The organism is Microbacterium pygmaeum, assembly GCF_900100885.1.
GTDB classification, from domain to species: Bacteria; Actinomycetota; Actinomycetes; order Actinomycetales; family Microbacteriaceae; genus Microbacterium; species Microbacterium pygmaeum.
In genome coordinates this window covers 2671965-2693037 of the sequence record NZ_LT629692.1, presented here as the reverse complement: position 1 = coordinate 2693037, position 21073 = coordinate 2671965, and the positions used below count along the sequence as shown (strand labels likewise).

Annotated in this window: 21 protein-coding genes; 1 reads left to right on the top strand and 20 read right to left on the bottom strand. The window is 70.7% G+C overall.

Annotated elements, in window-relative coordinates; all coding sequences use genetic code 11:
- Positions 1 to 14: 14 nt before the first annotated feature.
- Genes BLT19_RS12910 through rpe form a run of 7 tightly spaced genes read right to left on the bottom strand, consistent with a single transcriptional unit; the run spans position 15 to position 4250 of the window.
- Positions 15 to 665: a Trp biosynthesis-associated membrane protein gene (locus BLT19_RS12910; protein ID WP_091490949.1), complete on the bottom strand. Its 651-nt coding sequence runs from the start codon at positions 663 to 665 to the stop codon at positions 15 to 17.
- Positions 662 to 1036, bottom strand: coding sequence for a phosphoribosyl-AMP cyclohydrolase (hisI, locus tag BLT19_RS12905; RefSeq protein WP_091490946.1), 375 nt, complete (start codon positions 1034 to 1036; stop codon positions 662 to 664). Before hisI ends, BLT19_RS12910 begins: the two co-directional genes overlap by 4 nt.
- Entirely contained in the window at positions 1033 to 1794 is a 762-nt protein-coding gene (gene hisF, locus BLT19_RS12900; protein WP_091490944.1) for an imidazole glycerol phosphate synthase subunit HisF, read from the bottom strand. Before hisF ends, hisI begins: the two co-directional genes overlap by 4 nt.
- 1 nt (position 1795) lies before the next feature.
- On the bottom strand, positions 1796 to 2638 hold the full coding sequence (gene hisG, locus BLT19_RS12895; protein WP_091490941.1) for an ATP phosphoribosyltransferase: 843 nt from the start codon (positions 2636 to 2638) through the stop codon (positions 1796 to 1798).
- 43 nt (positions 2639 to 2681) lie between these two features.
- Positions 2682 to 2945 carry a phosphoribosyl-ATP diphosphatase gene (locus tag BLT19_RS12890; RefSeq protein WP_091490939.1) on the bottom strand — a complete coding sequence of 88 codons (264 nt, stop codon included), beginning with the start codon at positions 2943 to 2945 and terminating at the stop codon, positions 2682 to 2684.
- A 35-nt stretch (positions 2946 to 2980) separates the two neighbouring features.
- Complete coding sequence (locus BLT19_RS12885; RefSeq protein ID WP_091490937.1) at positions 2981 to 3523, bottom strand: hypothetical protein; 543 nt, start codon at positions 3521 to 3523, stop codon at positions 2981 to 2983.
- Positions 3524 to 3536: 13 nt separating this feature from the next.
- A complete protein-coding gene (gene rpe / locus BLT19_RS12880) occupies positions 3537 to 4250 on the bottom strand; it encodes a ribulose-phosphate 3-epimerase (protein WP_269457412.1) in 714 nt (237 codons plus the stop codon).
- A gap of 53 nt (positions 4251 to 4303) precedes the next feature.
- Here rpe and glsA point away from each other — a divergent pair, with 53 nt between their 5' ends.
- A complete protein-coding gene (gene glsA, locus BLT19_RS12875) occupies positions 4304 to 5476 on the top strand; it encodes a glutaminase A (protein WP_197672961.1) in 1173 nt (390 codons plus the stop codon).
- Between the two features lie 3 nt (positions 5477 to 5479).
- Here the strand turns inward: glsA and BLT19_RS12870 are convergent, their stop codons facing one another.
- From BLT19_RS12870 to pyrR, 13 genes are all read right to left on the bottom strand, one after another.
- On the bottom strand, positions 5480 to 6844 hold the full coding sequence (locus BLT19_RS12870; RefSeq protein ID WP_091490935.1) for an RsmB/NOP family class I SAM-dependent RNA methyltransferase: 1365 nt from the start codon (positions 6842 to 6844) through the stop codon (positions 5480 to 5482).
- Positions 6841 to 7800: a methionyl-tRNA formyltransferase gene (fmt, locus tag BLT19_RS12865; RefSeq protein WP_091490932.1), complete on the bottom strand. Its 960-nt coding sequence runs from the start codon at positions 7798 to 7800 to the stop codon at positions 6841 to 6843. The genes BLT19_RS12870 and fmt overlap by 4 nt, the downstream gene beginning before the upstream one ends.
- A gap of 8 nt (positions 7801 to 7808) precedes the next feature.
- The gene (locus BLT19_RS12860; RefSeq protein ID WP_091490929.1) at positions 7809 to 9785 is read right to left on the bottom strand and encodes a primosomal protein N' family DNA-binding protein; all 1977 of its coding nucleotides are present in this window, start codon (positions 9783 to 9785) and stop codon (positions 7809 to 7811) included.
- Between the two features lie 22 nt (positions 9786 to 9807).
- Positions 9808 to 11001 carry a methionine adenosyltransferase gene (metK, locus tag BLT19_RS12855; protein WP_091490927.1) on the bottom strand — a complete coding sequence of 398 codons (1194 nt, stop codon included), beginning with the start codon at positions 10999 to 11001 and terminating at the stop codon, positions 9808 to 9810.
- 148 nt (positions 11002 to 11149) lie between these two features.
- Entirely contained in the window at positions 11150 to 11407 is a 258-nt protein-coding gene (gene rpoZ, locus BLT19_RS12850) for a DNA-directed RNA polymerase subunit omega (RefSeq protein ID WP_091490925.1), read from the bottom strand.
- Between the two features lie 69 nt (positions 11408 to 11476).
- On the bottom strand, positions 11477 to 12433 hold the full coding sequence (gene gmk / locus BLT19_RS12845) for a guanylate kinase (RefSeq protein WP_091490922.1): 957 nt from the start codon (positions 12431 to 12433) through the stop codon (positions 11477 to 11479).
- Positions 12426 to 13280 (bottom strand): orotidine-5'-phosphate decarboxylase, encoded by an 855-nt coding sequence (pyrF, locus tag BLT19_RS12840; protein WP_091490919.1) that lies wholly within the window; start codon positions 13278 to 13280, stop codon positions 12426 to 12428. The genes gmk and pyrF overlap by 8 nt, the downstream gene beginning before the upstream one ends.
- Positions 13277 to 16564 carry a carbamoyl-phosphate synthase large subunit gene (carB, locus tag BLT19_RS12835; protein WP_091490918.1) on the bottom strand — a complete coding sequence of 1096 codons (3288 nt, stop codon included), beginning with the start codon at positions 16562 to 16564 and terminating at the stop codon, positions 13277 to 13279. Before carB ends, pyrF begins: the two co-directional genes overlap by 4 nt.
- Complete coding sequence (gene carA, locus BLT19_RS12830; protein WP_091490915.1) at positions 16557 to 17723, bottom strand: glutamine-hydrolyzing carbamoyl-phosphate synthase small subunit; 1167 nt, start codon at positions 17721 to 17723, stop codon at positions 16557 to 16559. The genes carB and carA overlap by 8 nt, the downstream gene beginning before the upstream one ends.
- Positions 17720 to 18226, bottom strand: a complete 507-nt coding sequence (locus BLT19_RS12825) for a PH-like domain-containing protein (RefSeq protein ID WP_091490912.1) — start codon at positions 18224 to 18226, stop codon at positions 17720 to 17722. The genes carA and BLT19_RS12825 overlap by 4 nt, the downstream gene beginning before the upstream one ends.
- Positions 18223 to 19530, bottom strand: coding sequence for a dihydroorotase (locus BLT19_RS12820; RefSeq protein ID WP_091490910.1), 1308 nt, complete (start codon positions 19528 to 19530; stop codon positions 18223 to 18225). Before BLT19_RS12820 ends, BLT19_RS12825 begins: the two co-directional genes overlap by 4 nt.
- Positions 19527 to 20510 carry an aspartate carbamoyltransferase catalytic subunit gene (locus BLT19_RS12815; RefSeq protein WP_091490908.1) on the bottom strand — a complete coding sequence of 328 codons (984 nt, stop codon included), beginning with the start codon at positions 20508 to 20510 and terminating at the stop codon, positions 19527 to 19529. Before BLT19_RS12815 ends, BLT19_RS12820 begins: the two co-directional genes overlap by 4 nt.
- Entirely contained in the window at positions 20507 to 21046 is a 540-nt protein-coding gene (gene pyrR / locus BLT19_RS12810; protein ID WP_091490905.1) for a bifunctional pyr operon transcriptional regulator/uracil phosphoribosyltransferase PyrR, read from the bottom strand. Before pyrR ends, BLT19_RS12815 begins: the two co-directional genes overlap by 4 nt.
- Between the last annotated feature and the right edge of the window lie 27 nt (positions 21047 to 21073).

Here is a 21073-nt window from a genome sequence, read left to right as displayed (position 1 = left end):
CGGGTGCGCCAAGTCTAGCGGGGTCCGGCGGACGGATCCGCTGTCGGGTCCGCACCGCGGGAGAGGTCGTCCCACGAGTCGACGGCGTCGAACCGCCGGGAACCCGATGCGGCGGCATCCGTCTGCGTCCGGCCGGCGGATGTCGCCCTGGCGCCGTCGGGCGTATCGGACTCGTACTTGCGGCCGCTCCCCCGCCACGTCGCCGCGGTGGCGAGCGTGAAGATCCCCGCGGCGACCAGCAGCACGCATGCCAGCAGCGTGATGAACGGCCACGGTGTCGTCGTGATGGACAGCACCAGGTCGGCGACGGCGTCGGCTCCGGTGATGCCCGTGGCCGTCGTGACGCGGGAGGCCACCGCTGCGACCGGGGCGGTGAAGGCGACGACCGCTGTGAGATAGCCGAGCAGTGCGCCGACCAGGACGGTCAGGACGCCGAAGGCGAACCGGAGGATGGGCCCGACGATCGACAGTGCCGCGCCGAGCGCGAGGACGGCGAGGCTGAGGGGCGCGAGGATCGGGACGGCGTCGGCGCCGGCGACGAGGAGCAGGTGGTCGGCTCCGTCGTCCAGGACGACGTCGAGCCAGGTCTGCGTCGAGGAGATCACGCCGAGGGCGCCCGCGACCAGGATCGCCAGGACCGCGAGCAGTCGCGCCCGCGCTCTCATCCGCGGACGATCTCGTCGTCGCCGACGACCGGGTCGAGATCGTCCGCGTCGAAGCACGTCCGCGTGCCGGTGTGGCAGGCCGGCCCGGTCTGGTGGACCTGGACGAGGATCGCGTCACCGTCGCAGTCCAGTCGCGCGGCGTGCACCTGCTGGATGTTGCCGGACGTGTCGCCCTTGCGCCAGTACTCCTGCCGCGAGCGCGACCAGAAGGTGACGCGACCGCTGGTCAGGGTGCGACGCAGCGCCTCAGCGTCCATCCACCCGAGCATCAGGACCTCGCGAGTGTCCCACTGCTGGATGATCGCGGCGACGAGTCCGTCCGCGTTGAACGCCACGCGTGCGATGCGCTCGGTGATCGTCTGGTTCGTCATGTCCGCACCGGTATCCCATCGGCTTCCATGGCCGCTTTGACCGCGCCGATCGTCAGGGAACCGGAGTGGAAGACGCTCGCGGCCAGCACGGCGTCGGCGCCCGCCGCCACCGCGGGGGCGAAGTGCGCGGCGCTGCCGGCCCCGCCGGAGGCGATCACCGGAACGCTGGAGATCTCCCGCATCAAGGCGATCAGCTCCAGATCGAATCCCGCCTTGGTGCCGTCGGCGTCGATCGAGTTGACCAGGAGCTCACCGGCTCCGCGCTCGATCGCCTCGCGCGCCCAGTCCAGCGCGTCGAGTGTCGTCTCGGTCCGGCCGCCGTGCGTGGTCACCACGAAACCCGAGTGCGAAGCCGACCGTTTGACATCGAGCGAGAGCACCAGCACCTGGGCGCCGAAGCGATCGGCGATCTCGTCGATCAGGGCGGGGCGGGCGATCGCGGCCGAGTTGACGCCGACCTTGTCCGCTCCCACCCCCTGGAGGCGTGCGACATCCTCCGCCGAGCGGATGCCGCCGCCGACCGTGAGGGGGATGAACACCTGCTCCGCCGTGCGCTGGACCACGTCATACGTCGTCGAGCGTTCGTCGACCGTCGCGGTGACGTCGAGGAAGGTGAGCTCGTCCGCGCCCTGGGCGAAGTACTCGCGCGCGAGTTCCACTGGGTCGCCCATGTCACGGAGGTTCTCGAAGTTGACGCCCTTCACGACCCGGCCGGCGGCCACATCCAGGCACGGGATCACCCTGCACACGAGCGCCATCTCAGAGCCTGGCGTTGTGGATCGCCGTGACCAGGATCGCCCGTGCGCCGATGGCGTACAGCGCATCCATGACCTGGTTGACGCCGGCGCGGGCCACCATCACCCGGACGGCCACCCAGTCCGGGTCCCGCAGCGGCGAGATCGTCGGTGATTCGATGCCGCCCGCGATCGCGACGGCCTCATCGACCAGGTTCGCCGGCAGGTCGTAGTCGACCATCACGTATCGCCGGGCGACCATGACCCCGCGCAGGCGACGAAGCAGCGTCTCGGCGCCGTCCGCGTCGCCCGGACCGGTGATCAGCACGGCCTCGGACTGCAGGATGACGGGCCCGAAGACCTCCAGGCCGGCCTGCTTCAGCGTCGTCCCGGTCTCGACCACGTCTGCGACGGCGTCGGCGACGCCCAGGCGCACCGCGGATTCGACCGCACCGTCCAGTGGGACCAGGTCCACCGCGATGCCGTGCTGGTCCAGGAACCCGTCCACCAGGCCCGGGTAGGACGTGGCGATGCGGACGCCTTCCAGGTCGGCGAGCTCCGTGAAGCTGCCGGCCGGGGCGGCGAAGCGGAACGTCGAGCCGGCGAAGCCGAGCGCCTCGATCTCACGAGCCCCCGGCATCCGGGCATCCAGCAGCAGGTCGCGGCCGGTGATGCCGACATCGAGAGCACCGGAGCCGACGTAGGTGGCGATGTCCTTCGGGCGCAGGTAGAAGAACTCGACCTCGTTGGCCGGGTCGATGACGTGCAGGTCCTTGGGGTCGCGGCGGCCGATGTAGCCGGCCTCGGAGAGCATGTCCTGGGCGGTCTCGGCGAGCGAGCCCTTATTCGGCACGGCGATTCGCAGCATGGGTGCGGGGCTTTCGGTATCGGAGCGGGAAGAGGGTGACGGCTCAGAGATGTCGGTAGACATCCTCGAGCGTGAGCCCTTTCGCGAGCATCAGCACCTGCAGGTGGTACAGCAGCTGCGAGATCTCCTCGGCCGCGGCATCCGTCGACTCGTACTCGGCCGCCATCCAGACCTCGGCGGCCTCCTCGACGATCTTCTTCCCGATCGCGTGGACGCCGGCATCCAGCTGCGCCACGGTGCCCGACCCCTCGGGTCGCTCGGTCGCCTTGGCGGCCAGCTCGGCGTACAGGGTGTCGAACGTCTTCACGGATCCAGGTTACCGCCCGCAGGCGAGGCTCCCGGTCAGTGCACGAGGATGCTCAAGCCGATCACGAGCGAGCCGAGCAGCGTCGTGGAGATCACGCCGGCGACCCGCCACGGCCACGTGCTGCCGTTGCGCGCCGCGTTCAGGTAGCCGATGAGGGCGAGCATCAGGATGCCGCTGCCCAGCGCCAAGTAGTACGCCGTGTACTCCTCGACCCATCCGAGGACGGCGGTGCCCAGCAGCGCCGCGGGGATCAGCATGGCGATGAGCATCCCGGACGCGTGCTGCATGGCAGTGCGGATCGCCCGGCCGAGCGGTTCGCGCTGGACGGCGCCGCGACTGGCCACGACACCGGCGTAGATGTGCGCGAGCCAGAACACCACGACGGTGCCGAGCAGGAAGATCAGCACATCCAGATCGGTCTCGTCGTTCCAGCCGACGGCGATCACGGCGGTGACCAGCACGATGCCGTACACCCCGTGCTCGCCGTTGTAGGCACCCAGGGCGCGGCGCGCTCCGGCGCCGCCGACCGCGCGGATGCGGCCGGTGGCGGTGGAAAGGGGCGGTTTCAGCGAGGTCACGACGGCTCCCGACCTATCGGTGCGAATGACGGAGTGCGCTGGCGCGCAGCCCCTCGATCGCGGAGCCGGGATCCGCGGCGCCGAACACCGCGGAGCCTGCGACGAACGTGTCGGCCCCGGACTCGGCGGCGAGCGCGATCGTGGACTCGCCGATGCCGCCATCGACCTGGAGCCACACCTGGGATCCGCGCCGGTGCGCCTCGTCGGCGAGACGGCGCAGCTTCGGCATCGTCTCGGGCATGAACGACTGACCGCCGAATCCCGGCTCGACGGTCATCACGAGGATCTGATCGAACTCGTCGAGGACCTCGAACAGGTTCTCAACCGCGGTCGCGGGCTTGATGGCGATCCCCGCTCGCGCCCCGATCGCCCGCAGGCGGCGTGCCAGTGCGACCGGTTCCGTCGCCGCCTCGAGGTGGAACGTGACCGATGCCGCCCCGAACTCGGCGTACTCCGGCGCCCAGCGCTCCGGCTCGTCGATCATGAGGTGCACATCCAGCGGCACGGGACTGGTCGCCTGGATGCGCTCGGCCATCTGCGGACCGAAGGTCAGGTTGGGCACGAAGTGGTTGTCCATCACGTCGACGTGCACGAAATCGGCGTTGCCGATCCGCGCGAGCTCGGCCTGCATGTTGGCGAAGTCGGCGGCCAGCACGCTCGGGTTGATCCGCACCGTGCGCTGCTCGGTTCCGGTGGGGTCGGCGAGGTACTCCTGAGGGGTGGGCACAGCTCATTATCGTGCAGGGCGCCCCCGGTCATCGAAATGGATATCGTCGAGCCGTGGACCCCATCACGATGCTGCTCGAGGCGGCCCTGGACGACATCCGACCGCGGACGTCCGGGGCTCCGGCCGGCTATATCCCCGAACTGGCCGATGCCGATCCGGACCGGCTCGCGCTCGCCGTCGTCGGACCCCGTGGACGCGTCATCACCGCCGGCGACGATCACGTCGAGTTCACGATCCAGTCGATGTCCAAGCCGTTCGTGCTGGCTCTCGCCCTTCAGACGATGGGCCGCGACTCGGTCTTCGGCAGGGTCGGCGCCGAGCCGAGCGGCGAGCCGTTCAACGCGATCAGTCTCGAGCCGGGGACCGGGCGGCCGGCCAATCCGATGGTCAACGCCGGCGCGATCGCGACGACGGCGCTCATCGCCGGCGAGGACATCGATCAGCGGACCGCCCGCGTGATCGAGATGATGTCGGCCTTCGCCGGCCGCTCGCTCTGGGTCGACGAGGCCGTCTACCGCTCGAAGTCGGCCACCGGCGACCGCAACCGCGCCCTCGCCCACCTGCTGAAGTCGTACGGCCACATCGCCGGCCGGGTGGACGATGTCGTCGAGAGCTACTTCCGGCAGTGCTCGGTGCTGGTGACGGTGCGCGATCTGGCGGTGATGGCGGCCACCCTCGCGTTCGGCGGCCGCAACCCGGTCACCGGCGACCGCGTGGTCGATGAGCGGGTGGCCCGCGACGTGACTTCGATCATGGCCAGCTGCGGGATGTACGACTTCTCCGGCGAATGGCTGCTGCGCGTCGGGCTCCCGGCCAAGAGCGGGGTCAGCGGCGGGGTGCTGGCCGTTGCGCCATCGCAGTTCGGCGTCGCCGCCTTCAGCCCGCGACTGGACGAGCACGGCAACTCTGTCAGGGCCAGTGCCGTCGTCGAGATGCTTTCGGAGCGGTTCGGGATGCATCTCCTCGAGCCGCACGAGAGCATCGCCGAACCCGGCGTGGTGATCGAGGCATCGCCTGGCGGACCGATCGTGCGGCTCAGCGGCGAACTGGGCTTCGCTGGCGCGGAGCGGGCGCTCTCCCTCCTCAAGGAGATCGCCGCATCGGTGCCGGACGGGGCGGAGGTGGTGGTGGATGCCACGGCCCTCGCGCGCACGCATCCGGCGGCGATCACCGTGATGCGCGACGAATTCGCGCAACTCGCTCCGAGGTTCCGCCTGCTCGAGTAGCGCTCAGCGCCTGCGCAGGAGGGAGATCGACATGGCGTCGGTGTTGTGCCGGTGCGGCCAGAGCTGCGCCCGGCCGGAGCCGTCGGACTGCACGGGCAGGTCCGGGTCGGCGACGGACAGTCCGCTCACCACGCCGCGCGCGTCGAGCTCTTCCAGCGCATCGCCGAACTCGCGCCGCACCTCGTTGAGGACCCCCGTGGTCTCGGCCAGGTGCGGCGAGCACGTCACGTAGGCCACGATGCCCCCGGGACGCAGGCCCCGGATGGCCGAGCCCAGCAGCTCGCCCTGCAACTGGGTGAGCTCCGGCACATCGGCCGGTGATTTGCGCCAGCGCGCCTCGGGACGACGACGCAGCGCTCCCAGTCCGGTGCACGGCGCGTCCACGAGGATGCGGTCGTACTGCGCGACCCCCGGACGGACGCGGCCGTCCTCCTCGGACACGGGGACATCGAGCGGAACGCCCGCGATCGCCCGCCGCACGAGTCCGGCCCGAGCCGGTGACACCTCGTTCGCCTCGAGCCGCGCGCCGGACTCGAGTGCTTCGGCTGCCAGGATCGCGGTCTTGCCGCCGGGTCCGGCGCACAGGTCGAGCCAGCGCTCGCCCTCGCGGATCGACACCGCGCGCGTCAGTGCGAGAGCGGCCAGCTGCGAGCCCTCGTCCTGGACGCGCAGCGTGCCGCCGGACTCGCGGACCAGGCGCTCCGGGTCGCCGCCGCCGAGCCGGAAGCCGACGGGCGAGTAGGGCGTTCGGCGCGCGTCCTCCGGCGCGTGGGCGATGCCGGGCAGGGCGGCCATGGTGACGCGCGGCGATGCGTTGTCGGCCGTCAGCAGCGCCTCCAGTTCGGCGGCACGGCCCTCGGCGGCCAGCGCCCGCCGGAAGGCCCGCACGACCCACACCGGGTGCGAGAAGACCAGGCCGAGCCGCTCATCGTCCGATCGCGCGCTCTCGGCGACACGGGTCATCCACTCCCCCGGAGTGTCGCGGGAGACACGGCGAAGCACGGCGTTCGCGAAACCCGCCGCGCCGCGGCTGCCGACGCTGCGCGCCAGCTCGACCGACTCGTTGACGGCGGCGTGCGAGGCGACGCGGGTGGACAGCAGCTGGTGCACGCCCAGGCGCAGCGCATCCAGGACGCCGGGATCGATCTCGGCGACAGGGCGATCTGCGGCCAGGGCGATGATCGCATCGTAGGTCCCCTGTCGGCGCAGCGTCCCATAGGTCAGTTCGGTTGCCAGTCCCGCGTCGGCGGTGTCCAGACCGGCGCGCGAGATCGCCGTCGGCAGGAGCAGGTTGGCGTAGGCGTCCGACTCGTTGACGGCTCGGATCGTCTCGAAGGCGACGCGTCGCGAGTCCTGCGCGACGCTCATGCCTGAGCCCGCGTCGGAGCTGCGGTCGGTTCGTCGCCGCCCGCCGGCAGCGCAGGGACGCGGCGCCCGCGCCACCAGTCGGCGGCCCGCATCGCGCCCTTGCCCGCCGGCTGCACGGTCTCCAGGACGATCGGCTCGCTCGCGGTCCCCACCAGCACCTGCTTCCCGTGCAGTGCGAGGCGTCCGGGATCCACGCGCGGCGCATCCGCCGGCGGCAGGGCGATCCCGACGATCTTCACGCGCTGCCCGTCGAAGACGGTGTGCGCTCCGGGCTCCGGCGTGACGCCCCGGACCCGGTCCACGACGGCGCGCTGCAGGGCGTTCCACGTGAGGAGCCCATCGGCGTCGGTGAGCTTCGGGGCGAGGGTGGCCTCCCCGACCTGCGGGGCGGCCGTGGCGGTGCCGGCCGCGAGCGCATCGACGACCTCGGCGAGCAGCTGGGCGCCCTCGTCGGCCAGCGCCTGGAGGACCTCACCCGCGGTGGCCGCTCGCGGCACGACGTACTCGCGCTGCGCGTACACATCGCCGGCATCCAGCTCCGCGACGAGCTGGAAGACGCTCGCGCCGGTGACCCGGTCCCCCGCGATCAGTGCGTGCTGCACCGGGGCCGCGCCGCGCCAGCGGGGCAGGAGCGAGAAATGCAGGTTGATCCACCCGAGCGCGGGCGTCGAGAGCAGCGGCTCCCGCACCAGCCCCCCGTAGGCGACGATCACGCCGAGGTCGGGACGCAGTGCGGCGATGCGCTCGGTCGCGTCGGCGTTGAGTCGATTGGTCTTGATCGCCTCGAGACCGAGCTCTTCGGCGGCCATGGCGACCGGCGAGGGCGTCAGGACCCGCTTGCGCCCGATCGGCGCATCCGTGCGGGTGAGGACCGCGGCGATCTGATGAGCGGATGCCGCCAGCAGGCGCAACGAGGGGACAGCCGGTTCGGGCGTTCCGGCGAAGACGAGTCGCATGACGTTCCTCACAGGTCGAGGTCGGGCACGTCCACCCGCACTCTGAGTGTATTGCGGACAGGGGGCGGACGACCTTTGACGTTCTTGCGCGCGCGCAGCGCGTCGGCGATGAGGGCGGCGCGCAGGTGCTCGGCGACCGAGGCACCGAGTCCGTAGTCGAAGCGGAGCAGGGCGCGCGAGGTGCTCTCGGTGGTCGTGGGGCCCAGGACCGCCAGATCATCCAGCGCCGGGACGGCGTCGCGGACGCTCGCCAGCGCGAGGTTCACCGCGCCGAGGCTTCCCTCGAGGGCCGCGACCCGCACGGTCGGCGGCATCCGCAGCGGCGCGCGGTCGGCGAGCTCGGCGCGTGCGTAGGCCGGCTGCGTCCACGTGGCCAGCGCGCGGGCGACCGGACCGGTCACTCCGACGAGGTGCACCGGAGCGCCGGGGGCCGCCAATGCGGCGGCGTTGGACCACCAGCGCAGGCAGGACTCACCGATGCGCAGATCCTCGGCCAGCAGCATCCGATCTCCGTCCAGGAGCACCACGGCCCGATAGCCGCTCTCGGCGATCGGCTCGGCGCCCCGCGTGGCGACGACGAGCGCCGGCCGATCGTCGACGGTCGCGACCGGATGCTCGCCGTCGGCGACGATGATGCGCACGCCGGGGAACGCGCGGCCCAGTTCGTCGGCGGTGCGCTCGGTGCCGGACGACGCCATCCGGAGGCGTTCCGAGGTGCACCGCGGGCACGTCCATCCGGTGGCGGCACGGCCGCACCACGCGCAGGTCGGCACGGCGCCGCGTCGTGTCGCGTGCAGCGGCCCGCCGCAGTGCGCGCACCGCGCGGGCGCCCGGCAATCCGCGCACACCAGCACCGGTGCGTAGCCGGGTCGCGCGACCTGCACGAGCACCGGCCCTGCTCGCAGTGCTTCACGGGCTGCGGCGAAGGCGGCGGAGGGGACGCGGGCGCCGCGGCTCTCCCCCTCCTTGGTCGCGCTGAGCACGACGCGCGGCGAGACGCGCTTGGCTGCGGAGACGTCGTGCACCCAGCCGATGCCGACCAGACGCTCCACATCGGTGGTCCGGGTGTGCCCGGCGAAGATCAGCGCGCATCCGTCGAGCTCCTGCCGCAGCAGTGCGGCATCGCGCGCGTGCACCCCGGGACTCAGGGGCTCGGCCAGCAGCGGGTCGCCGTCGTCCCAGACGGCCAGGAGCGCGGGATCGTGCACCGGCGCGTACACCGCGGAGCGGTTCCCGAGGACGATGCACGGCGCCGGGGCGAGCATGCGCAGGTAGGCCGAGTAGCGGGCGGGCGAACTCTGCCGGGCATCCACCCGGATGACCGCGTCCGCAGGTGCGCGAGCGTCCAGCGCGGCCTCGAGCTGCGACTGATCCCGGTGGTCTGGCACGACCAGGATCGTGCTTCGACCGGCAGCCAGGGTGCGCACCGCCGCTGCGGCGAGCAGCACCGCCCAGGCGCCCACCGTCGAGCCGTTCTCGAGCCGGATCGTCCGCGGCGGCGCATCGAAGGCACCCCTGCCGGCGGCGTCGATGCAATGGGTCAGCCCCTCGTCGCCGGCCAGCATCGATGCCGCCCACGCGGCATGCTCGGCCCCGACCTGCGGCGCCTCGAGGACCGGGCGCGCCAGCCAGGTCTTCTCGGCGCGCACCATCCGCTTCGGGATCGCCAGGCGGAGGATGTCGGTCGCCGAGCCCGCGGCACGGTCGGCGGCGCGCCGCGCGAGTGCGTACAGCTTCGGTGTCAGCACGCGGATCGGCGAGCTGACCGCGTCGATCTCCGAGAGCGGCCGGTCGCCGGCATCCGCCTCGTCCGTCTCGACGACGTACGCGTCGAGCATGCGGCCCGCGCTGCGCAGCGGCACGCGGACGCGGATGCCGGGAACGATCTCATCGGCGAGCGCGTCGGGGATCGCGTAGTCGAAGAGACGATCCAGTTGTGGCAGTGGCGAGTCGATCAGCACCCGCGCGATCCGTCGTACGCTCACCTCGATAGGCGGCGCCGACCGATCACAGCCCGGCAGCTGCGCGCAGGTCGTCGACGCGGTCGGTGCGCTCCCACGTGAAGTCGGGCAGCTCGCGGCCGAAGTGCCCGTATGCGGCCGTCTGCGCGTAGATCGGACGCAGCAGGTCGAGCTGATCGATGATCGCCTTCGGGCGCAGATCGAACACGTCGAGCAGGGCGCGGGTGATCACCTCGTCCGAGACGTGCCCGGTGCCGAAGGACTCCACGTAGAGTCCGACCGGCTGTGCGCGGCCGATGGCGTACGCGACCTGCACCTCGAGTCGGTCGGCGAGACCGGCGGCCACGGCGTTCTTGGCCACCCAGCGCATCGCGTACGCGGCCGAGCGGTCGACCTTCGACGGGTCCTTGCCACTGAATGCGCCGCCGCCGTGGCGTGAGGCACCGCCGTAGGTGTCGATGATGATCTTGCGGCCGGTCAGGCCGGCGTCGCCCTTCGGGCCGCCGATCACGAACGGCCCTGCCGGATTGATGATCGAGCGCGCGTCGCCGATCTCGAGTCCGGTCTCGGCGAGGATCGGGGCGATGACCTCGGCATCGACGGCTGCGCGCAGCGCTGCCAGCGAGATGTCGGGGTCGTGCTGCGTGGAGAGCACCACCGTCTCGATGGTCCGCGGGACGGTGCCGTCGTAGCCGATGGTGACCTGGGTCTTGCCGTCGGGACGCAGGAACGGAAGCGCGCCGCTGCGACGCGCCTCGGTCAGTCGCTCCGCGATGCGGTGGGCGGTCCAGATCGCGATCGGCATGAGCTGCGGTGTCTCGTTCGTCGCGTACCCGAACATGATGCCCTGGTCGCCTGCGCCCTGGGCATCCAGCGGGTCGACCGAGCCCTCTTCGCGGTGCTCGAGCGCGGTGTCCACGCCGGTGGCGATGTCGCTGGACTGTTCGCCGATGGAGACGCTCACGCCGCAGGAGTCGCCGTCGAATCCGGTGTCGCTGGAGGTGTAGCCGATGCGGTTGACCACCTGGCGCACCGTGGTGGGGATGTCCACGTAGCCCTCGGTGCGCACCTCGCCGGCAACGTGCACCAGGCCGGTCGTGACCAACGTCTCGACCGCCACCCGGCTGTTCTTGTCGACTGCGAGCAGCGCATCGAGGATGCTGTCCGAGATCTGATCGCAGATCTTGTCGGGGTGACCCTCGGTCACGGACTCAGAGGTGAACAGACGCAGTTCGGTCATCGATGCTCCAGGTGGATGCCCCATCGGTGCCGGGGATGGCCCTCGGGTGCGAGTCGGTACAAGTATGCCGCCGGCGACCGACACGGTCGCCGGCGGCGTCTCACAGTGTCACGTCAGGACGCAGACGGTCGTCTCCGGCCTGATGCGGTCACGATTCGAGCGAGCGCAGACGCAGCTTGTCCTCGTGGATCTCGTGCATCGCGATCGTGAGGGGCTTGTCCTCGACGGTCGAATCCACCAGCGGTCCGACGTTGTCGAAGAGGTTCCCCTCGTGCAGGTCGGAGTAGTAGTCGTTGATCTGACGCGCCCGCTTGGATGCGTAGATGACCAGCTGGTACTTCGAGTCGACTTTGCCGAGCAGGCTGTCGATGGGGGGATCGATGATTCCGTTGTTCGTTCCGGCCATGCGAAACCTCCTGGTTTGTCGTGCGACGGATGTCGGTGGAAAGGATCGGCGCCGCCGGGCGCGCGAATGTCAGCGCGAAGGCACCTGCACCGATTCTACGACCTCGCGGGCGGCGGAGGCGACGTCCTCGTTCACGACGCGGAAATCGAACTCGTGCTGGGCGGCCAATTCGCGCTTCGCGGTGCGAAGTCGCCGTGCCCGTTCCTCGGCTCCCTCGGTGCCGCGGCCGACGAGTCGCTGGACGAGTTCGTCCCAGCTCGGCGGCAGGAGGAAGACCAGCGTCGCGGACGGTTCGGCCGCCCGCACTTGGCGGGCACCCTGCAGATCGATCTCGAGCAGGACGGTTCGACCGGCCTGCAGCGCCGCCTCGATGGGCCCGCGAGGGGTGCCGTAACGGTACTTGTTGTGCACCGTCGCGTGCTCCAGCAGCTGGTCGGTCTCGATCAGCCGGTCGAACTCCGCATCGTCCACGAAGTAGTAGTGCTCGCCGTCGATCTCGCCCGGCCGCGCGGGACGGGTCGTCGCCGAGACCGACAGCAGGATCTCCGGATGATGCTCCTTGATGTAGCCGGCGACCGTGCCCTTGCCCACCGCGGTCGGCCCCGCCAGCACGACGAGTCTGCTGCGTCCGCCGCGCGCGCGCTGCGGGGGGAATCGCGCATCGAGGAAGCGCCGCAGGACGGCGCGCTGGCGCGCGCCGAGTCCGCCGAGGCGTTTGACCGGGGAGATCGAGAGCTCCTCGAGGATCCGGTCGCGCTTCCCCTCGCCGATCGCCGGCAGGCTGGTCAGGAACTCGGGCACCCGCATCGTGCCGGCCGGCGACGTCGGGTCGGCCAGGGCGCGCTCGAACAGCTGCTGCGGCTCGATGACGCGCATGGAGACGTCGCGCTTGAGGGATGCGCGTGCCCGGCGCGCGGCGACCGCTTTGCGCGAGGCCGCCACGCGGTCGACCTCCGGCGGGGTGCGTGCCGGCGAACCGGCGGCGCCGGGCGGAGTTTCCTCTGGCGCGTCCGCGTGCTCAGCCATCGAGGCTCTCCCGGTACAGATCCGCGCGTTGCCGGATGCGTGCGGCGATGTCCCCGGGGCCGGCGGAGAGGATGCTGCGGCTCTCGCTGGCCACCACATTGGCGGCGACGTAGCCGAAGCGCCGTTTCAGATCTGCGGGAGCCGCGCCCTGCGCGCCGAATCCCGGAGCCAGGATCGGGGTGCCCGCCAGCACGATGTCGCTGAGTCCGAACGCGGCACGATCGACCGTCGCGCCCACGACCACGCCGATGGACCCGAGTGCGCCGGGCAGGCCCACGTTGTACCAGCCGGCATCGCGGGCGACCCGCTCCGCGACCCGCTGACCCTCGTCGGCGGCGGCATCCACGGTGAGTGCGGTCTGCACCGGCAGCGCCTCGGGGTTGCTCGTCGCCGCCAGGATGAAGGCGCCCTTGTCCAGGCGCAGCGCGGTGGTGAGCGTCTTCTGCAGGGAGTCCGGCCCGAGGTAGGGGCTCAAGGTGACCGCGTCCGCTTCCAACGGCGAGCCTGGGTGCAGCCAGGCTGCGGTGTACCCCTCCATGGTGGTGCCGATGTCGCCGCGCTTCGCGTCGGCGATCACGACGAGACCGGCGGCGCGCGCGGCGGACAGCACGTCCTCGAGGGCCGCGAACCCTGCGGACCCGAAGCGCTCGAAGAACGACACCTGGGGCTTGACGACGCCAACACGGCCCGCAGCGGCCTCGACGACCCGCAGGCCGAACTCGCGGGTGCCTGCGGCCCCGGCATCCAGTCCCCATGCCTCGAGCAGACTCGCGTGCGGATCGATCCCGACGCACAGCGGGCCGTGCTCCGCGAGCGCATCGCGCAGGCGCTGACCGAACGTCGTCACAGGCGCGCCTTCCGCTCGATGGCGTACTCCTGCAGGCTCTTCACGTCGTACCCGGCGCGGACCGCGTCCATCGCGCTGACGGCGGCGCCCAGGACGGCGATGGTGGTGAACAGCGCCTTGTCCGCGGCGACCGCCGCCGCCCGGATCTCGTACCCGTCCGCACGCGCCGACCGGCCGCTCGGCGTGTTCACGACGATGTCGATCTCGCCCGCGTTGATCAGGTCGACGATGTTGGTCGCACCGGATTCCTGCGTCGCGCTGTACTTGTTGACGATCTGCACGGCGATGCCGTTGCGCGCGAGGATCTCCGCGGTGCCCTCGGTCGCCACGAGGGTGAAGCCCAGCTCCTGCAGGCGGTGCGCCGGGAGGATGACGGCCCGCTTGTCGCTGTCGGCCACGGAGATGAACACCGTGCCGGACAGCGGCATGCCGCCGTAGGCGGCCTCCTGGCTCTTGGCGAACGCACGCGGGAAGTCGCGGTCGATGCCCATCACCTCGCCGGTGGAGCGCATCTCGGGCCCCAGGACCGAATCGACCGTCTGACCGTCCTTGGTGCGGAACCGCTTGAAGGGCAGGACGGCCTCCTTCACCGAGACCGGGGAGTCCAGCGGGACGCGCGAGCCGTCGACGAGCGGGAGGAGTCCCTCGTCCTTGAGCTCGGCGATGGTCGAGCCGGCCATGATGCGGGCCGCGGCCTTGGCCAGCGGGATGCCGAGGGCCTTCGACACGAACGGCACCGTGCGGCTGGCGCGCGGGTTCGCCTCGATGACATGGAGTACTCCGGCGCTGATCGCGAACTGCACGTTGATGAGCCCCTGCACCCCGACCCCCTCGGCGATCGCCAGGGTCGCGTCGCGGACGCGGTCGATCTCGGAACGGCCGAGCGAGATCGGCGGCAGGGTGCACGCCGAGTCGCCGGAGTGGATGCCGGCCTCCTCGATGTGCTCCATGACGCCGCCGATGTACAGCTCGGATCCGTCGTACAGCGCGTCGACGTCGAGTTCGACGGCATCGTCCAGGAAGCGGTCGACCAAGAGCGGCATACCGGGTCCGATGATCACCTCGCCGGCGGTGCGGACGAAGTACTCGCGCAGACTGGCGGTGTCGTAGACGATCTCCATGCCGCGACCGCCGAGGACGAAGCTGGGGCGCACCAGCACCGGGTAGCCGATGTCCTCGGCCACCACGACCGCACCGTCCGCGTCGATCGCGGTGCCGTGGCGGGGGGCGATCAGGCCCGCGGCGTCGAGGATGTCGCTGAACAGCTGCCGCTCCTCGGCCAGGTCGATCGCCTCGGGGCTCGTGCCCAGAATGCGGTAGCCCGCCTCCTGGATTCCCTTGGCCAGCCCCAGCGGCGTCTGCCCGCCGAGCTGGCAGATCACGCCGAGGATCTGCCCCGACTGCGCCTCGGCGTGCAGGACCTCCAGGACGTCCTCCAGCGTGAGCGGCTCGAAGTACAGCCGGTCGCTGGTGTCGTAGTCGGTCGAGACGGTCTCTGGATTGCAGTTGACCATGACGGTCTCGTAGCCGGCCGCGGACAGGGCGAACGAGGCGTGCACGCACGAGTAGTCGAATTCGACCCCCTGGCCGATGCGGTTGGGGCCGGAGCCGATGATGACGATCTTCGTCCGCTCCGACGGCGCGACCTCGGTTTCGAAGTCGTAGCTGGAGTAGTGGTACGGCGTCAGAGCGGGGAATTCACCGGCGCACGTGTCGACCGTCTTGTAGACCGGGCGGAGCCCGAACGCGTGGCGGATCGCGCGCACCTCGGTTTCGGGGATGCCGCGCAGCTGCCCCAGCTGCACGTCGCTGAAGCCGTGCTCCTTCGCGAGACGCAGCGTCGCGGCATCCAGCTCCTGAGCGGTCCGCACGAGCTCGGCGACCTCGTTGATCAGCACGATCTGGTCGAGGAACCACGGGTCGATCCCGGTCGCCTCGAACGCCTCCGGGACGGTGGCGCCGGCGCGCAGCGCCTGCTGCACGACGACGATGCGCCCGTCGGTGGGGACGGCGGCGATCTCCAGCAGCTCGTGGACCGAGCGCGCTTCAGGACCCCAGTGGAAGCTCGACCCGCGCTTCTCCAGCGAGCGCAGCGCCTTCTGCAGCGCGGTGGAGTAGTTGCGCCCGATCGCCATCGCCTCGCCCACCGACTTCATGGTGGTCGTGAGCGTCGTGTCGGCGGCCGGGAACTTCTCGAAGTTGAAGCGGGGCACCTTGACCACGACGTAGTCCAGGGTCGGCTCGAAGCTGGCCGGGGTCACCTTCGTGATGTCGTTGGGGATCTCGTCGAGGCGATAGCCGATCGCGAGCTTGGCGGCGATCTTGGCGATCGGGAAGCCGGTGGCCTTGCTGGCCAGAGCCGAGGAGCGCGAGACGCGCGGGTTCATCTCGATGACGATGATGCGACCGGTCGCCGGGTCGACGGCGAACTGGATGTTGCAGCCGCCGGTGTCCACGCCGACGGCGCGGATGATGTCGATGCCGATGTCGCGGAGCTTCTGGTACTCGCGGTCGGTCAGCGTGAGGGCGGGTGCGACGGTGATCGAGTCGCCGGTGTGGACCCCGACCGGGTCCACGTTCTCGATGGAGCAGACGACGACGGTGTTGTCGGCCGTGTCGCGCATCAGCTCGAGCTCGTACTCCTTCCAGCCGAGGATCGACTCCTCCAGGAGCACCTCGGTGGTGGGCGAATCGCGCAGCCCCGCCCCGGCGATGCGGCGCAGGTCGCGCTCGTCGTACGCGAAGCCGGAGCCGAGTCCGCCCATCGTGAAGCTCGGACGCACGACGAGCGGATAGCCGAGCTCGTCGGCGGCGGCCAGGCATTCCTCGATCGTGTGGGCGATGCGGGATGCCGCGACATCGGCCCCCGCGTCCAGGACGAGCTGCTTGAAGATCTGCCGGTCCTCGCCCTTGTTGATCGCCTCGAAGTTGGCGCCGATCAGCTCGATGTCGTACTTCTCGAGGATCCCGTGGTTGTGCAGGTCGATGGCGGCGTTCAGCGCCGTCTGACCGCCCAGGGTCGGCAGGATCGCGTCGGGTCGCTCCTTGGCGATGATGGTCTCGATGACCTGCCAGGTGATCGGCTCGATGTACGTCGCGTCGGCGAAGTCCGGATCGGTCATGATCGTCGCGGGGTTCGAGTTCACGAGGATGACGCGCACGCCTTCCTCGCGCAGCACCCGGCACGCCTGGGTTCCGGAGTAGTCGAACTCGCAGGCCTGGCCGATGACGATCGGGCCGGAGCCGATGACCAGGACGCTGGTGATGTCGTCGCGCTTAGGCATTCTTACGGTTCTCCTGGGTGGCGATGACCATGTCGCGGAATCGGTCGAACAGGTAGTTGGCGTCGTGGGGTCCGGCGGCGGCCTCGGGGTGGTACTGCACGGAGAAGGCCGGGATGTCCAGGGCGCGCAGGCCCTCCACGACATCGTCGTTGAGGCCGACGTGGCTCACCTCGATGCGGCCGTAACCGTTCGGGCTGTCGAACTCGCCCTCCAGAGGCGCCTCGACGGCGAAGCCGTGGTTGTGCGCCGTGATCTCCACCCGACCGGTGGTCTTGTCCAGCACCGGCTGGTTGATGCCGCGGTGCCCGAACGGGAGCTTGTAGGTGCCCAGCCCCAGCGCGCGGCCGAGCAGCTGGTTGCCGAAGCAGATGCCGAAGAAGGGCAGGCCGCCATCGAGGACGCCGCGCAGCAGCTGGACGTGATCTCCGGATGCCGCGGGGTCGCCGGGGCCGTTGGAGTAGAAGACCGCGACCGGGTCGATGGCGCGCAGCTGCTCGATCGTGACATCCTGCGGGAGCACGTGGACATCGAAGCCGCGGGCGGCGAGGTTGTCGATCGTGGCCTGCTTCACGCCGAGGTCGAGCACGGCGAGGTTCCCGATGCGCTCGCCGGCGGCAGCGGCTGCCGGGGTGACCTCGGTCGCTGCCACCGACACCTCGGCGGACAGGTTCAGCCCGGACATCTGGGGCGCCTGCTGCACGATCGCCAGCTGCTGGTCGGGGCTCAGGTCCGCGGCCTCCCCGGAGAAGATCCCGCCCCGCATGCTGCCCGCCGAGCGGATGTGCCGCGTGACCGAGCGCGTGTCGATGCCGCTGATGCCGATGATCCCGTCGCTGACCAGCGCGTCATCGAGTGATTCGTCGGCCCGCCAGTTCGAGACCACGCGGGACGGGTCGCGCACGATGTAGCCCGCCACCCAGATGCGACGCGACTCGGGGTCCTCGTCGTTCATCCCGGTGTTGCCGATGTGCGGTGCAGTCTGCAGGACGATCTGGCCGGCGTAGGAGGGATCCGTCAGGGTCTCCTGGTAGCCGGTCATACCGGTGGCGAAGACCACCTCGCCCAGCGTGGTGCCCAGGGCGCCGTATGCGCGCCCGACATGGCGGGTGCCGTCCTCGAGCACGAGGACCGCGGGTTCGGGAGTGTGCAGGGCAGTCATGCGTCCGTTCCTGTCGAAGGCGTGAGGATGATGCCGATCGCGTCGGCGAGCGAGCGGGACGACCCGGTCTGCGCTCGAAAGTAGGTATCGACGACCGTGCTGTCGTCGGGACGCCACGAGAGCTTGACGAGCCCGTCGCGCTCGACCACGCGGTCGATGGCGACGGTCGCCAGGCCGACGCTCTGGATGCGGTCCCGCGCGATGAGCATCCGTGGCTGGCCGGTCAGATCGAGCGCGACCCCGGCGGTGGTGACGCTGATCCCGACGCGGGAGCGGAACCCGAGGCCGCGCATCGCGAGGCGCTCGAGCGGCTGGCCGTGCCGGGTCGTGGCCACGTACAGCGCATCCCACGTGCTGAGCACCTCGGTGTCCGGGGGAAGCTCCGCGTACGGTGCGGGCAGGCCGGCATCGCGCCGGGTCCGTCGCAGCCACGCCCAGACGGCGAGTGCGATGAGGGCGACGACGATGGCGATCATGATCGCGAGCAGCATCTCGCGCGTCATGTCGTCTCCCCGCGCTCCAAGAGGCGGCCGTCCGCGACCGTGGGCCGGCCGCGATGGATCGTCCAGACGACGCGCCCGGGCAGTTCGGTGCCCAGGTACGGCGAGTTCGCGCTGCGCCCGTGCAGGTCCTCGCGTCCGAAGACGCTCGACGCGGTCGGATCGTAGAGCGTGAGCTCTGCCGGCTGCCCCGCCTCCAGTGGCGTGCCGTGGCCGCTCAGCCGGCCGATCTCGGCCGGCGTACGCGAGAGCACGCGGGCGACATCGGCCCAGGTCAGCATGCCGGTGTCCACGACCGCCTTCTGGACGACGTGGACGGCACTCTCCAGGCCCACCATGCCGTTGGCTGCCGCGGGCCATTCGCAAGTCTTGTTCTCGGACGGGTGGGGTGCGTGGTCGGTCGCGACGATGTCGATGGTGCCGTCGGCGAGTCCCTCGCGGACGGCCAGAACGTCCTCTTCCCGACGCAGCGGCGGATTCACCTTGTACCGGGCGTCGTACCCGCGCACGAGCTCTTCGGTCAGGAGCAGATGGTGCGGGGTCACCTCCGCCGTGACGGCGATCCCGCGCTTCTTCGCCCAGCGGATGATGTCGACGGATCCCGCCGTGGACAGGTGGCAGACGTGCAGGCGTGAGCCGACGTGCTGCGCGAGAAGCACGTCGCGGGCGATGATCGACTCCTCGGCGACGGCGGGCCAGCCCGCGAGACCGAGTTCCGCCGAGACGGCCCCCTCGTTCATCTGGGCGCCCTCGGTCAGACGCGGATCCTGCGCATGCTGGGCGATGACGCCGTCGAACGCCTTGACGTACTCCAGCGCCCGGCGCATGATCAGCGGATCCCAGACGCAGAAGCCGTCGTCGCTGAACACGCGGACCTTCGCCCGGGATGAGGCCATCGCCCCGAGCTCCGCGAGACGCTCGCCCTTCTGGCCGATGGTGACCGCGCCGATGGGCTGCACCGTCGCGTAGCCGGCCGCCTCGCCGAGCGCGAGCTCCTGCTCCACCACGCCGGCGGTGTCGGCGACCGGCGAGGTGTTGGGCATCGCGAACACGGCGGTGAATCCGCCTGCGGCCGCGGCGCGGGTTCCGGTGAGGACCGTCTCGGACACCTCGTAGCCCGGCTCGCGCAGATGCGTGTGCAGGTCGACGAGGCCGGGCAGAGCGACCAGCCCGTCGGCGTCGATGCGCGTCGCACCCGAGCGCGACAGGGCGGTGCCGACTTCCGTGATGCGGCCGCCCTCGACGACCAGATCGGCGGCCGTGCCGCCTTCGATGCGGGCTCCGGTGATCAGGAGGACCTGGTTCATCGTGCTCCTCCTTCGTCGCTGCCCGTGGTGGCCTGTTCGCTCTGCTCCCCTGCCAGCAGCAGGTACAGCACGGCCATACGCACCGACACGCCATTGGCCACCTGCTCGAGGACGGTCGAGCGGGCCGAGTCGGCCGCCTCCGATGAGATCTCGAGTCCGCGATTCATCGGCCCGGGGTGCATGACCATCGTATCGGCGGAGAGCCGCCTCAACCGCTCGGGGTCCAGCCCCCAACGGCGGGCGTACTCGCGCTCGCTCGGGAAGTAGGCGGCGCCCATGCGCTCCAGCTGGATGCGCAGCATCATGAGGGCGTCCGGATCCGCGGCGATCGCCTCGTCGAGGTCGTACAGCACTCGCACCGGCCAGCCCGTGACGTTCTGCGGGACCAGGGTGGGCGGAGCGACGAGGGTGACGTCGGCGCCGAGGGTGTTCAGGAGCCAGACGTTCGAGCGGGCGACCCGCGAGTGCAGCACGTCGCCGACGATGGTCACGCGGAGCCCGTCCAGGTCCTTCCCGCGGCTGGCGGCCCCGTGCCGCCGACGGCGCATCGTGAAGGCGTCCAGCAGGGCCTGGGTGGGATGTTCGTGCGTTCCGTCGCCGGCGTTGATCACGCCCGCGGAGATCCATCCGCTCGAGGCGAGCGTCCGCGGGGCGCCGGAGGCGCCGTGACGGATCACGACGGCGTCCGCTCCCATCGCCTGGAGGGTCTGCGCAGTGTCCTGGAGGCTCTCGCCCTTGGAGACGCTCGAGCCCTTCGCAGCGAAGTTGATGACGTCCGCGCTCAGCCGCTTGGCCGCCGCTTCGAATGAGATGCGCGTACGGGTGGAGTCCTCGAAGAAGAGGTTCACGACCGTCCGGCCGCGCAGCGTGGGCAGCTTCTTGATCTCGCGGGACTGGGTGTCCGCCATGTCCTCCGCGACATCGAGGATCTCGATCGCGTCGCTGCGCGAGAGGGTCTTGGTCTCGAGCAGGTGCCTCACGAGTCGGTCCCTCCGATCGTGACGAACTCCTCGCCGTCGACCTCTGCGAGGCGCACGTTCACCCGCTCGTCGGCGGCGCTGGGCAGGTTCTTGCCGACGAAGTCCGGGCGGATCGGGAGCTCGCGGTGACCCCGGTCGATGAGGGTCGCCAGCCGCACGATCGCGGGGCGCCCGATGTCCTGCAGCGCGTCCAGCGCAGCACGGATGCTGCGTCCGGAGAACAGCACGTCGTCGACGAGGATGACCACTTTCCCGTCGATGCCGCCTGCGGGGATGCTGGTGCGCTGGGGCGCTCGGGTGGGGTTGCGGTGCAGGTCGTCGCGGTACATCGTCACGTCGATGGACCCCACCGGCACCGACGTGCCGCTGAACTCGCCGATCAGGCTCGCGATGCGCCGGCCGAGGGTGACGCCACGGGTCGGGATGCCGAGGAGGACCAGGTTCTCGGGACCTTTGTTGGACTCCAGGATCTCGTGGGAGATCCGAGTCAGGGCCCGGGCGATGTCGGCCTCATGCAGCACGGTCCGCGTGCTCATCCGCCGCTCCCTTCTCCGCCTCACAGG